General features: G+C 45.4%; 7 protein-coding genes. 1 reads left to right on the top strand and 6 read right to left on the bottom strand.

The window, feature by feature from the left end:
• Positions 1 to 148 precede the first annotated feature (148 nt).
• The 4 genes from QUB56_RS12780 to QUB56_RS12765 form a co-directional block, all read right to left on the bottom strand.
• Positions 149 to 3370: a PAS domain-containing protein gene (locus QUB56_RS12780; protein ID WP_332955582.1), complete on the bottom strand. Its 3222-nt coding sequence runs from the start codon at positions 3368 to 3370 to the stop codon at positions 149 to 151.
• 554 nt (positions 3371 to 3924) lie between these two features.
• Positions 3925 to 5136 carry a transposase gene (locus QUB56_RS12775; RefSeq protein ID WP_332955581.1) on the bottom strand — a complete coding sequence of 404 codons (1212 nt, stop codon included), beginning with the start codon at positions 5134 to 5136 and terminating at the stop codon, positions 3925 to 3927.
• A 142-nt stretch (positions 5137 to 5278) separates the two neighbouring features.
• The gene (locus QUB56_RS12770; protein WP_332955579.1) at positions 5279 to 6409 is read right to left on the bottom strand and encodes an aldo/keto reductase; all 1131 of its coding nucleotides are present in this window, start codon (positions 6407 to 6409) and stop codon (positions 5279 to 5281) included.
• Between the two features lie 5 nt (positions 6410 to 6414).
• A complete protein-coding gene (locus QUB56_RS12765; protein WP_172185863.1) occupies positions 6415 to 6921 on the bottom strand; it encodes a bifunctional nuclease family protein in 507 nt (168 codons plus the stop codon).
• 245 nt (positions 6922 to 7166) lie between these two features.
• On the opposite strand from QUB56_RS12765, the gene ribE reads away from it, so the two are divergent.
• Positions 7167 to 7880: a riboflavin synthase gene (ribE, locus tag QUB56_RS12760; protein WP_332955578.1), complete on the top strand. Its 714-nt coding sequence runs from the start codon at positions 7167 to 7169 to the stop codon at positions 7878 to 7880.
• A gap of 215 nt (positions 7881 to 8095) precedes the next feature.
• On the opposite strand, the gene QUB56_RS12755 is transcribed toward ribE, so the two are convergent.
• Positions 8096 to 8986, bottom strand: a complete 891-nt coding sequence (locus QUB56_RS12755; protein WP_332955577.1) for a glycosyltransferase — start codon at positions 8984 to 8986, stop codon at positions 8096 to 8098.
• Positions 8987 to 9245: 259 nt separating this feature from the next.
• Positions 9246 to 11570 carry a glycosyltransferase family 39 protein gene (locus tag QUB56_RS12750; protein WP_332955576.1) on the bottom strand — a complete coding sequence of 775 codons (2325 nt, stop codon included), beginning with the start codon at positions 11568 to 11570 and terminating at the stop codon, positions 9246 to 9248.
• Between the last annotated feature and the right edge of the window lie 166 nt (positions 11571 to 11736).

The raw sequence follows: 11736 nt of genomic DNA, 5'->3' as shown, positions 1-11736 counted from the left end.
AGAGCCTCTAGATTTAGGTTCCCAGGCTGGAGCCTGGAAGTTAACCAGTTAATTTTATTATTCTTCAGTCCGCAGAGGCGGACATTGTTTGTATAGGAGCGGTTGCAAGCGCCAACTCTTATTGCTCTTATTGGTGCTGCTTTCCTTGTTAAAATTCCGATCGCTTAAACAATGAAGCAGGCATAAAAGCAGTAAAAGTAGAACCGCAACCTAACTCGCTAGTAACTTCAATATCGCCACCCATCATCTGACAGAAACGCTGGCTGATAGTGAGTCCCAAACCAGTACCGCCGTACTTGCGAGTAGTTGAATTGTCGGCTTGAGTGAAAGGTTGGAACAGCCGCTCTTGCTGCTCTTGTGTCATGCCGATGCCCGTGTCCGTCACTCGGAAAAATAAAAAGTCTGAATCCAAAATTAACATTTGAGCAACTCTCGGTTGATATTTATTTTTTAATTCTTCACTTGTAATTCTTTCGACAGTAAGTACGATCGTCCCATTAGCAGAAAATTTAGCAGCATTGCTGAGCAGATTCAAAATTACCTGCCGCACTTTCATCAAATCCCCGTGCATAGCGCCGATATTGTCAGAACTCAATACTTGCAAAGTATTGCAGTTTTTATCCATTAGCGGTTTGATGGTTGTTGCCACCTCCTCGATTAAGCCGCCGACATCGAAGCTTTCGAGGTAAATATCCATCTTGTCAGCTTCAATTTTGGAGATGTCGAGAATGTCGTCTATCAGCCGCAGCAAGTGTTTGCCAGCAGTGCGAATTTTGTCTAAATCCGAGACTACCTCTAAGTTGCCTAACTCTTCGGCATCTTCCACCAGCATATCGCTGTAGCCGATAATCGCGTTCAGGGGAGTGCGCAACTCGTGGCTCATGTTTGCCAGAAAAGCACTCTTGGCGCGGTTGGCGACTTCTGCGGCTTCTTTGGCCAACTGCCACGCTTCCTCGGCGTCTTTGCGTTCGGTGATATCCCGCAGTGTCGCCACCACCGCTTCGACGCTGCCGTCTGTGGCACAAAGCGGGCTGAGAATGTACTCGTAGTCGCGGGTTCCCCAGCTTGCCGTGGGGACGATTACTTCCCCTTTCTTGGGCTCGGCTGTGGTAAATATGGTGTCGCATTCTTCGTGAACCCGCTGCATAATGTCTGGCGACCAGCCTAATTCCTGCCAGGTTTTGCTAATCATATCTCTGGAGTCCATGCCGGCAGCTTGAGCGGCGGTGCGACTGACATAAGTGTACCTTCCCGATCGATCTACTAGAAAAATTAGGTCGAGGGAGGCGCTGAGAATACCGTCAACTGTTCTGGCGTGTCGGGCTACCTGAGCGGTCATTTGTCTGACGGCGATGGCGCCGCGGACTTTGGCAGCGAGTTCAAACTGCAAGAGTTCGTTGGCTTGTTGGAGGAATAGGGTGCGCTGTTCGACTTCTATTTCTAGTTCTGCTTTGGCTTTTTCTAGGGTGAGTTCGGCAAGTTTGCGATCGCTCACGTCTGTAGAAATTGTACCGACTGCATAAGCTGTGCCTTCTTCGTTGCAAAGGGGAAATTTGAGAGAAATATAAGTGTGCGCCCCGTCGTCTTGAGGGATGACTTCTTCCATACTTAGAGGCGAGCAGGCTTCGAGAACTTTCAGGTCATTTTCTCGCAGGACTGCTGCTTTGTCTTTGGGCAAAATATCGCCGTCTGTTTTGCCTATTATTTGCTCTTTTGTCAAGTGGAACAACTTGTTAAAATGGCGGTTGGTGAGCAGGTATTTTCCGTCAACATCTTTGATATAAATCATTGCTGTTGAGTAGTCTAAAATCGCTTGCAGCAGTGCTTCGCTCTTTTCCAGGGCTTTTTGAGTATTTTGGTGTTTGAGTATTTCTCGCTGCAATTCCAAGTTGAGGCGATTTAAGTCTTGCCAAGCTTTCTGCACTTGATTTAAGGCGATCGCGCTTTTCTCTAGTTCTGTATGTACCGTCCGCGGCTGCTTTGAGACGCAGTGTGCGGGCAATTCTGGGGGTGGGAAAGTTAGCGGGATTGGGAAATTTGATATCCCCCGATCGCCGGCAAATTTTTTATATTGAAAATCTATCGCTAATTGACCGTCTAAACTCGATTTTTTTGGGAATAAATCTGGGAATTCGCCGAAATTTAAATTATCAGAAATTATATCTAACTTCCGGGATCGCTGCTGCGGTTCGGCGGTGGAGTTAGATGCCCCATTCCCGTCTGCTGTTGATAAATCTGAGTTTGTGGGTTTGGCAATCCGGCGGGTGACTGCAACTGCCAAGGCGAAGGGGACAACGGCAGCCCCAGACAGTGCCAGCAGCAGCCAGTTGTTGCCCCACCAAGTTTCGATCGAGGTTTTGGGGATGCCCCGCACTAAAATTGCTGCGGGTTTTCCGGCTAAATTGTCCAGGGATTGGGCAGCTACTGCATGAGTTTGACTCCCTGTTTGTACGTCGGCGGCGACTAATTTGCCGCCGCCGGCGAGTGCAGATTTCAGCAGCGATTTTTCTGCCACCAAGTCTGGTAACTGTTGGTTTTTTGTAAATGTTTGGGAACTTGCCAAAACAAATTTGCCGTCAGCTAGCGGTGCGTAGATAGCCTGATATCCGCCGCCCTGTAAATTGAGGGTTTCGCTGCTAGCAACTACCGAGGTTTGGGTGATAATTTTTCCTAACACTAAGGCAGCAATCACTGTCTGATTTTTTAGATCTTTTATGGGAATTGCTGCATAGCGGACGAGAACAGGGCTCTTGCCCTCCGAGGGCGGCCTAGATCCCAATTGTTCCTGAACTTCTGATTTGGCAATGATTTCGCTGGCGGTAACGGGCTTTTTTGCAGCGAATACTCGATCGACTATTTTTTGCAGGTTAAAACTTTTTCCCAAATCGTTGGGGTTGACGCTAGCCACAATCTCCCCGTTTTTTACAACTAAGGCAGCACTGTCTATCAATCCTGTTTTGATTTGATTTTCCAGAATTTGCTTGACAGGTTTTTCCAAATCTGATATCTTATCGCCGCTGTTGTAAGCTAAGGCTGTTTGGGCGATCGTTTTGCCCTCAGCGGAGTTTTGCAAACGGTCGGCGGCGCGATCGAGGTGGAGATTATAGTTAATTTCACTAACGCTCAGCTCTGATTTAGCTTGATTTTGCAGTTGATTGCTGCCAAGTACCGATGTTAGCCAAATTGCTGCTCCCGTTAGTCCGACTGGCAAGATTGTTTGTAAAGCCAGGAACCCGATTAGCTGTTTTCTGGTAATAGATAAGTTGTAGGTGCACGGCCTGAAAGCTGCTTTCCATCTTCTTTCGGAAGTCGCAACTTTAGTTTGCTGCAGACAATTTTTCTGGCTGTCGTTTAACTGAGTATGAGCCATAGTAGTAGATGCTGAATCCGTTGTTGATGACACGCGATCAATTAATCTTGAAGGCAATCAATTTTTGATTTTTGATTTTTGATTTTTGATTTTTGACTTCGGTGTGAGCGCTCAGTTGAACCATTTTAGGTTTTATATCGAGTTCGGTTAATCACTCATCATAAAATGGTTCCCTCTCGCCGGGCCCAACAAAGCAAGAAAATGACTGGGGTATTCTCAAATAAATCAAATTCTCGCTGTTCTATGAGATTGTATTATTTAGTTATTTTTACATCTACTGTCAGCTCCTATTTAAAGTTTGTTGCGAGCATCCAAATGAGTTCTTTCACAGGATTGCGAGCCGAAGATTACGAAGCGAGATATAAGCTTTGCTGTGCAGGATGCTCGCACTCCTCAAAAACGCTTTTTGCCAAATCGGGATGCTCCAGCCGACAGTCCCCAAGCTAAGTAGTTTTTCGCTCGACTTTATCGTAAATTCAGTTCAACTAAAGTTTAGCCTAATTATTGCAACACTTAGATAGTTATAAGCTTTATAGACAAATATAGGCACCTGTCTAGCAAGCCGTTTTGTAAGGAGTAATCCTTACCGGAGGTACTGCTATCCCCTGTATCCCCTCTACAAAAGCGTTGGGGAATGCTTTTCGGATAATATTTAACGAACCATTCACATCTGCATTAATCAAAGTCCCGTTTCGGAGCCGAAACAGTCCCCTCTTAATTCGCTTGCTTTGATAAGAATCTTGTTTGCATAAAGGTTCGTTATCCTGAAAATAACACATAGATTTGTACTCTTCGGTTACTAGCACAACATTGATTCCGAATAATTGGGCTTTATCCGTCAACATTTTAATAAACTTGGCATGGGGTATTGACACCATGTTTTGATTCGTTTTCTTGCCCAAATTTATCCCGGTTTTCCGGCCGTCATTTTGGCCAATCACCAGTGTCTCTATCGAGTTAACTTCCCGATGATTGATCGGGGAGCGACTCGCGCTGTGCAAGTAATTATCTATCTTACAGTTGCGTTTGTGGGTTAACCTCCTTAAACGATGAGATGTCTTGATTTCCGGCGGTCTTTTAAATTGCAGACTCGCCTTATTTTTATGAGAGTAAACATTAATTGATTTGAGAGTATTCCCGTTGATAATTAATGGTTTAAATCCCGGCTGATTCTCCGTCAAAGTGGCAAGATTGTTTAAGCCTATATCAATCCCTGCAATAGTTCCCGTGACCCTCCTCTCAAGGGAAACAGGCTTGAAGTAGACAATTTTTATTGGGTAGCGGTAGACCCCAGGGACAATTCGTCCTTGACATACTTCTTTAAGGTGTGTTGCCAAGAAAATCTGCGTTTGAGACCGCTGTATTAAACATTTTTTCAAGGCAGATTTACTGACTGCTTGGGAGGTATAGGTGACCTCGCTGCGCCGGAGAGTTTTGTATTTGTACTTGGGAATTCTGGGGGCCGACTTAAATTTATCTGGATATTGTTTGTATTCTTTGTTTGCTGCAAAACAAGCTAGCCCGCTCTCATGCAATCTCCACAATACTTCCTGAGAGATTTTGGCGGGTAAAGCTGTATAGTCTGGGGTTACCTGACATTGCTTTTGGATAGCGTTGTAGTTGAGATATTCTCCGGTTTTAAATATTTTTTTACGGATGATATAGTTAGCGTAGTTGAAAAGATAGTTCGAGAGAAAGCATAAGCTTTTTGCCTCTTTAAAAAGAGAGTGGTTTTTGTCAATAATATACTTTTCTACAAGGTGCATAAGGGTTTCTGGCTTGGGGATTATGTGGCCCCGGGAGTTAGAATAAAGCCAAATAGATGTCTATAGATTATCATGTTTGACGATAAATTGAATGAATTTTTGTAATACGCTCGATCGACCTTTTCCGTGCTTCACCTTTTTTTCAATCCCACAACCGCCTACCTGCTTTACCGCCAAGTCGCTGGTGAGTATCTTTGAGCAAAGTTGGGATGTCTAACTTTTCGGGACACCTGGGCAAACATTCGCCGCAATCGGTGCAGCGGTTGCCTTTGCTGCCAGGAAACCAGTGTCCGGCATTTTCAAACATTGCATAGCGGTATTTGCCAAAGTCAATCATGTCGCATCCGACGGCGAGATTGCGAAGCCGCAATACTTCGGGAATGTTGATGTTTTCCGGGCAAGGCAAACAGGCATAGCACTGGCTGCATTTGTCGGTTTTCAAACTCGCTGCAATCACCGATTCTAGCCGATCGAACGCAGCGATTTCGGCCGCCGTGAGGGTTCTGTCGCGATCGGCATATTTCAGAGGTTGCTCTAATTCGGTCGCATTTGCAGCCCCCACACTCAGAGTCCCAATCCTAGTATCGCTGAGTAAAAACCGATAGTTCAACTCTAAAGGCGAGAAAGGCCAGCACAATTGTGCGAGAGTTTCCGGGGGTGTGTAGAGTTGCCCTCCTTTATCGGCTGGGGAAATGATGAAAACGCCCATATCTTTGTGCTTGGCGAGTTCAATTGCCGGGGCGTTGCGCTGAAAAAAATAGTAATAATGCAGATTGACAAATTCAAACAAATCGGTATTGATTGCAGCCAAAATCAGATCCAGAGGCCCGTGAGTCGAAAAGCCGACGTGCCGAATGCGACCATCAGCTAGGGCGTTGCGGACAGCTTCCATGCAGCCTGTGGGCGATCGCACAATCGCTAAATGTTCCCAAGTATTCAAACCGTGAATTGCCAGACAGTCGATATAGTCTAAATTCAGGCGTTTGAGGGATGAGTCGATGTCGCGTTCCATTGCTGAGGCATCGAAGGTTGGGCAAATTTTCGTAGTAACGTGGAAGCGCGATCGATGGACAGACAAACCAGCCGAGAGGGCCGCACCGAGATATTCCTCGCTGCAACCGTAACCCGCCGCCGTTTCCAGGTGATTGATTCCTTGAGACAGGGCCTGTTGTACAGTCTGACAGGCAGTTTCCTCAGAAGCCAAATAGCGCATGGTTCCCAAGGAAAATACGGACAGGTGCAAGTTAGTTTTGCCAAACCGTCGATAGCGCATAAATTTTAGGAAGTTTCGCCCGGGCTAAAGCCGCTTCTCTTGATCAAATCCTCTGGACGGAGGTTTGAGATAAATTCCCGGAATGCACGGCGTTCGGCTTCATCAGCATCTCGATCGACCGGTATGGAAGCATCGGCGACGACTTCTTCCATCACCCAGATGGGGCTATTCGTGCGCAGGGCTAGGGCGATCGCGTCGCTAGGTCGGGCATCGATCTCTTTTTTAACTTCTCCTTGACGGACGATCAGCACGGCATAGAACGTGTTATCTTGCAGCGAGTGAATAACTATGCGCTCCAAGGTAAGATTCCAGGCTTCTAAAAAATTGACCATCAAATCGTGAGTTAAAGGTCTAGGAGGCTTGTGACCTTCCAGAGAACTAATAATAGCCTTTGCCTGCTCCTGACCGATATAAATAGGCAAAGCCCGTCGCTCAGTAGCGTCTCTCAATAAGACAATAGGACTGCGCGTGGCTGCATCTAAGGCAATTCCAGCGACTTTCATTTCAATCATTCGATCGGCCTCATAGAATTAAGAAACTGTAAGGCAGTAGAGAGCTTGGACATAAATATGACCTAAATCCAGTATGACTCGATCTTCGCCTGAATCTGCAACGAATCGTGGACTGTCGATTGGAGATTAGAGATTTGAGATTTGAGATGGACTCAGGGAGGTCCGAGGGGGACGGCAAAAGCTCCTGCGTCTGGTTTGTGCGTGTGGTTTGATGTAAATAAGCGATCGACTACGGAAAAATACTTATGTTTACAGGACTAATTCAATCTCTCGGAAAGCTGAAGTCGCTAGGCAACGATTATTTCCAAATTTCCTGCACCTCCAGCCACTCCTACCTAATTTTACAAGATTTAGCCATTGGGGACAGCGTAGCGGTGGATGGAGTCTGTTTGACGGTTGTGGAAGTTCTGCCTGCCGGTTTTGTCGCCGTCGCTTCCCCAGAAACCCTCCGCCGCACTACTTTGGGAGGATTCCCCGATGCTTGGGTCAACTTAGAAACCTCCCTGCGGGCCGGTAGCAAATTGGGGGGACATTTCGTAACGGGGCACGTAGATGCGATCGGCACTTTAGCGACATCAACCCAAACCGCCAACGCTTGGGAGATGCGGTTTACTGCCCCACCATCCGCCAATTCGGGATGGCACCGCCAAATCGCGCCTTACATTGTTTCCAAGGGCAGCATCGCCGTCAACGGCATCAGCTTAACCGTGGCAGATTGTGATGCTGACGGTAATTGGTTTGAAATTGCCGTAATTCCCCACAGTTTTTCCGAGACAAACCTCAGCTATTTGCAACCAGGAAGTTTAGTCAATTTAGAAGCAGATATTCTCGGCAAATATGTCGCCAAATTTCTGAGAAGCGGCTCAAAATCGCATCCCGAACCTTGGGAAGAAACCCCCGCAATCAACAGTTTGGGAACAATTACACCAGAATTCTTAGCAGAACACGGATTTATTTAATCGAAAAGTGCAGCAGGCGCACCTTGCTCATATTTGATATCGATTCCGGTTGCACCGTCCGCGATCGTTGACTGTTGGCTGTGAGTTGTAGTTGTAGGGTGCCCCGTCAGCGAATTATTCTATCAATAATTGACGGCTCAAATCTGACGCACCTACTAACTCTTACTTCTCTCTCTCTGCGTCCTCTGCGTTCTCTGCGGTTCAAAAATTAAACTCTATTCCTCAACAAAATTGTTTTTCTCCCAAAACAACCCCGCAGCAATTCCCACCTGAGAAACTAAAAACAAAGCTGCAATTAATAGCTTTTGAATTCCCGGTGTATGGAACAATGGATAAGTTAGCAAATTCAGATAAAATGACGGATGTTGTAGTTTCCGATTAGCCGCACGTTTCGAGATAATTTGCTGAAACAAAAAAGCACCTCTACCATAATTAAATTGCTGTTGCCAAAATTTGCGTAGAGTTAGTGCGTGGGAGTGATAGACTGTAACTTCTGGAGCGTAGACCGCGCCGTAGCCGGAATTGAGCCAGCGAAAGCAAAATTCCCGGTCTTCTCCAGCCGCTAGAGAAAAACTCGTGTCAAAGCCGCCGATTTTTTGGAAAGTTTCAGCGTCCAAGGCAAAATTGTTAGAAGTGAAAAATTCCGCGCGATCGCCAATAGCATTATAGTAACTGTAAAGGTAATCGATCAGTTGCTGGCTGGCAGTAGAATAGATGTTATCAGGCAGCGCGTTTACAGTTCGACCTCCGATTAAGCAGTCTGGTGTTTCCACAAATCGATTTTCCAGATTTTGCAGCCAATCTGTCGCCACAGTACAATCATCGTCTGTAAACACTAAAAATTTGCCTTTGGCGGCAAAAGCTCCAGTATTTCGCGCCGTTGCGGGACCGGAGTTGGGTTGTGTTAGAAGTGTCAGATTTAGCTGATGAAGAAAAGGGGAAATTGTAGTTTCTAGAGATATTTCGGTGCTGTCGTTGACGACAATGACTTGAAATTTATCGCGCGGATATTCCAGTTCCACAAAAGACTGGAGACACGCCGCTAATTTATCGGGGCGATTGTAAGTCGGAACAATAATTGAAAATAGAGTTTTAGCTTGGTTCATGATTATGGCTTACGCACTCGCCCACAAAGAAACCGGGTTTTTTAACCGATATTGAGGGTTATAAGCTGTTATGCACCTAGATTGTTTATGGTATTAGAGGGGGATTCGGGGAGAGTCCGAGAGGGTCCGAGGATTTGACGAGTTTTGATATGGGATCGAAATATGCAATTTAAATGCCGAACAACTTAAACAAGTATTTGGGTTGAGAAACCCGGTTTCTGAACACCCGTTCGTAAGTCATAATTATAACTGATATATTTTAATTTTTCAAGCGATACAACACCGGCTCACTATTAAAATCTTTTCCGAAAACTCGTTGCAGCGGACCCTCGGCACTTGTCAGCCAAGAGAGAGCTTTTCTGGTAGCTGCGTTTGTCTCAGGGACGGGCCCGAATCCCACTGTGCTAATTTTATTTTGCCGGAGGTTGTCAATCCATGCCGAAAGTCGATCGCCTCTAAACGGCACATATAAAACTTGTCTGTTCAAATTTTTCCCGTAAAACAGGTAGTTGCGGGGACTTAACAAGAAGCCTATTTTTTCATCTGGTACTGTATTTTTATCAAGATACTCGTAAATGCCGCGATAGAGTTCTGTGCGAGCCATATCCCGCTTTTCCCTCGCCACCAAACTAGCATTTACCATCAATGCTATACAGATACAAATTATTATTATGTAACTCGATTTTTTCAGGCTGGTTAGTAAATTTTTTAACCGGATTAAACTGGGACGGTTCTTAAATATAATCCAACCCATCAGCAGCCATCCAATATAAACCAACGAATATATTGCTAAATATCGAAAACTGGGACTTAATATTTTGCTCAGAATATTCATAGCTTCCCCGAAATTAGATTTAAACGTGTCAATCAATCCGCTTCCCCAAACAATACTCTTTCCGGTAAAAGAAGAATTTTTAATAATGTCAAAAATTGTGCTGCTAATAATGCCCGAAATACTGCTAACTAAAACAACAGGGACAACAACTTGATTTCTAGTTTTGAGCTGAGTTGCTGTAGCTGCCGCTGCTATGCCCAGCAAGCTTAAAAAGGGAAAGCCGTATCTGAGATTAAAACCGAGTAAAGGGCTGAGTTGACCGATCGACTCTCCCGCAGTACCGGACGTGTAAGGTGTAATTAGATACAGAATTCCTGTGCTGGCGAGAAGTACAATTAAAATAATATTATTTTGATTAATTATTCGGGTTTTACCTTTGCTCAAAGCCAGAGGTGCTGCCAATAGCTGAAGTGCGATCGCCATAAATGGCAGTTGCAACCTAATGATGATTTGCAAGCCGAGAGTTTGCCAGTGGGAAATATTGCTGGGATTAAATTGAGCGACTAAAGTGCTTTGCCAAGCATTGAAAGACGGCGAAGCGGGCGGCGCAGGTAGGATAGGTGTTGGCTGCTGTACGGGAGGTGTTGGCGCAGGTACGGGAGACGGTAAGGGAACAGGCTGTAAGGGAACTTTAATATCCCTGGCATCGGCGACAGGATAATTGATGTGCAGCAAGTTTCTCGCATACCAAAAACCTCCTAAAAACAAGCAACCAGCTAGGCCGCACAGCAAGACTGGTTTGATAAAGTGGCGAATTATAAAATTAGCTGGTGTAGATTTTTTATTAAGGACGAATCTTTTAATTTCTAGTATTGCTAATCCTCCTAAAAGTGAAGCCCCATAGACTATCCCGGTGATTTTTATTCCGAATAGCATTCCTACGACTGCCAAAAATAGGGAGAGTTCGGATTGCGAGCGGCTGGTATGATAGGATAAACCTAGATACAAACCCACTGTAAATATTGCAGCTAGCGGTAAGTCGGGGTGAATGGTGTTAACTTGGTTGAGCATCATCGGTACTGTCAAGACTAAAGATGCTGCTGCCATACCGTGAATTCGGGTAGCTCCAAATTTTGCGCTCAATAGATAAACGGCAATTCCCTCAAGTACCCACGCTATTAGCATGGGAAAAGCTGTGAGAAAATCTTCTCCGAAGGGGAGCAAACACAAAGCAGACAAAACGTGCCAATTGTAGGGATATACTCGTGCTTGCTCGTGATCGAAAATCCAATTTCCGGCGGCATCTAATAATGTAAATGAATGGGTTTGATACCATCGGGCGATCGCAGGCAGGTGAAACCACAATGAGTCATAATTGGTTGTGGGTTTGGTTGCTATAGTTTCCCAGAGCACAAATCCTGCAAAAGCAGCGGCAGCAATAATTAGATATTCGGATTGGCCCAGAGGTTGCTTGATTGGGGGAATCGGCCACTGCGAGAAGGTAAAAGCTGTGTGGTTTTTGGCATAACTCAGGATTAAGCCGATCGCACAAATCAGAATTTCTGCTATAATGACTGCTGAAATATTTAGTCGCTCGGCACTTCCTAAAATCAAGCCGATACCAACTTGTGCAATGCTCCATCCCGTCAGGAGTACGAGGAGAAAATGGGGAAATGAATAGTTCTTGTTTTCGTTCTGATTCTCGAAGGCAAGAGACAAGCTTAAGGGAATCGGGCCGAATACAATAATCAGAAATAAAATTAATTCCCACAAATGCTGCGCTATTAGCATAAGCTGCAAGTTACCCATTTTTATTGGTTTTTCGTTGTTCCCAGGCTGTTTCTGGTAAAGAGAAATCCATGGGATCTGAGATCGTATCATGTCCGAGCGATGGACCATAATATCCCGGCCGGGCGGGTTTTTGAGATTGGAGATTGTTGGCAGATATTGTTGGCTCACCGGCCCCTACCTGAGG

The organism is Microcoleus sp. AR_TQ3_B6, from assembly GCF_036702785.1.
Classification (GTDB): domain Bacteria; phylum Cyanobacteriota; class Cyanobacteriia; order Cyanobacteriales; family Microcoleaceae; genus Microcoleus.
This window is presented reverse-complemented; position numbering and strand designations above follow the sequence as displayed.

What these genes read in the sequence shown, in the direction of transcription:
- QUB56_RS12780 (WP_332955582.1), bottom strand. Translation starts at nt 3,370, where the DNA reads ATGGCTCATACTCAGTTAAACGACAGCCAGAAAAATTGTCTGCAGCAA.
- QUB56_RS12775 (WP_332955581.1), bottom strand. Translation starts at nt 5,136, where the DNA reads ATGCACCTTGTAGAAAAGTATATTATTGACAAAAACCACTCTCTTTTT.
- QUB56_RS12770 (WP_332955579.1), bottom strand. Translation starts at nt 6,409, where the DNA reads ATGCGCTATCGACGGTTTGGCAAAACTAACTTGCACCTGTCCGTATTT.
- QUB56_RS12765 (WP_172185863.1), bottom strand. Translation starts at nt 6,921, where the DNA reads ATGATTGAAATGAAAGTCGCTGGAATTGCCTTAGATGCAGCCACGCGC.
- ribE (WP_332955578.1), top strand. Translation starts at nt 7,167, where the DNA reads ATGTTTACAGGACTAATTCAATCTCTCGGAAAGCTGAAGTCGCTAGGC.
- QUB56_RS12755 (WP_332955577.1), bottom strand. Translation starts at nt 8,986, where the DNA reads ATGAACCAAGCTAAAACTCTATTTTCAATTATTGTTCCGACTTACAAT.
- QUB56_RS12750 (WP_332955576.1), bottom strand. Translation starts at nt 11,570, where the DNA reads ATGGGTAACTTGCAGCTTATGCTAATAGCGCAGCATTTGTGGGAATTA.